The sequence below is a fragment of the Falsiroseomonas oryziterrae genome, assembly GCF_021864505.1.
Lineage (GTDB): Bacteria > Pseudomonadota > Alphaproteobacteria > Acetobacterales > Acetobacteraceae > Falsiroseomonas > Falsiroseomonas oryziterrae.
Window position 1 is genome coordinate 1 of record NZ_JAKJIB010000656.1, and the last position, 814, is coordinate 814.

The 814-nt window shown below is 76.9% G+C and carries 1 protein-coding gene; it reads right to left on the reverse strand.

The features are described 5' to 3' along the window. Positions 1-814, reverse strand: an 814-nt coding sequence (gene mltA, locus L2I40_RS23905) for a murein transglycosylase A (protein WP_237217835.1), incomplete at both ends; no start/stop codon positions are given.

Below are 814 nucleotides of genomic sequence, written 5' to 3' on the forward strand. Positions count from 1 at the left end.
CGGGGCCGCGGATGGCGCCGCCGGTGTCCTTCGCCACCACCAGCCGGCGCAGCGGCCGGTCGGTCAGCGGGTCGCGGCCGGCGACCCAGACCGGCAGGCCGAGCGGCACATGCGCGCGGTCCACCGCCAGCGCGCGCATCGGCGCCAGCGGCACGCCGAGGCTGCCGATCGGCCCGTCCTCCGGCGCCAGCTCGACGCGGCGGAAGAAGACGTAGCTGGGGTTGCGGGCCATCAGGGCGTTGGCCTCGGCCGGGCTCGCCGTGGCGAGCCAGCCGCGGATGGACTGCATCGTCACGCTCTCGCGCGGCATGATCCCGCGCTCCACCAGGCCGCGGCCGATCGCCCAGTAGGGATGGCCGTTCCAGCCGGCATAGCCGAGGCGGATCACCCGCCCGTCCGGCATGCGGATGCGGCCGGAGCCCTGGATCTGCAGGAAGAAGGCGTCCACCGGGTCGTCCACCCAGAGGATCTCGAGACCCCGCCCCGCGAAGGCGCCGGCCATGATGGCGGCGCGGTCGGGCAGCGGGTGCAGCCGGCCGTCCCGCAGCTCGCCCACGATGCGCCGGCCGCGCAAGTCGGCGGCGAAGGCGCCGAGATCCACCTCGACCAGCGGCGGAGGGGCGTGCAGCGGCGTGGTGAAGCGCCCGGTGCGGGTCGGGCTGCCGCGCAGCTCCGGCTCGAAATAGCCGGTCAGCGTGTCCTGGCCGAGCGGCAGCGCGCGGAAGCGGGCCTCGAGGAAGGCGCGGGCGGCGGCGTGGTCGTCGCGCGGCAGGGCGGCGGCCTCGGCGCAGAGGGGCGCGAGCTGCCCGGCGGT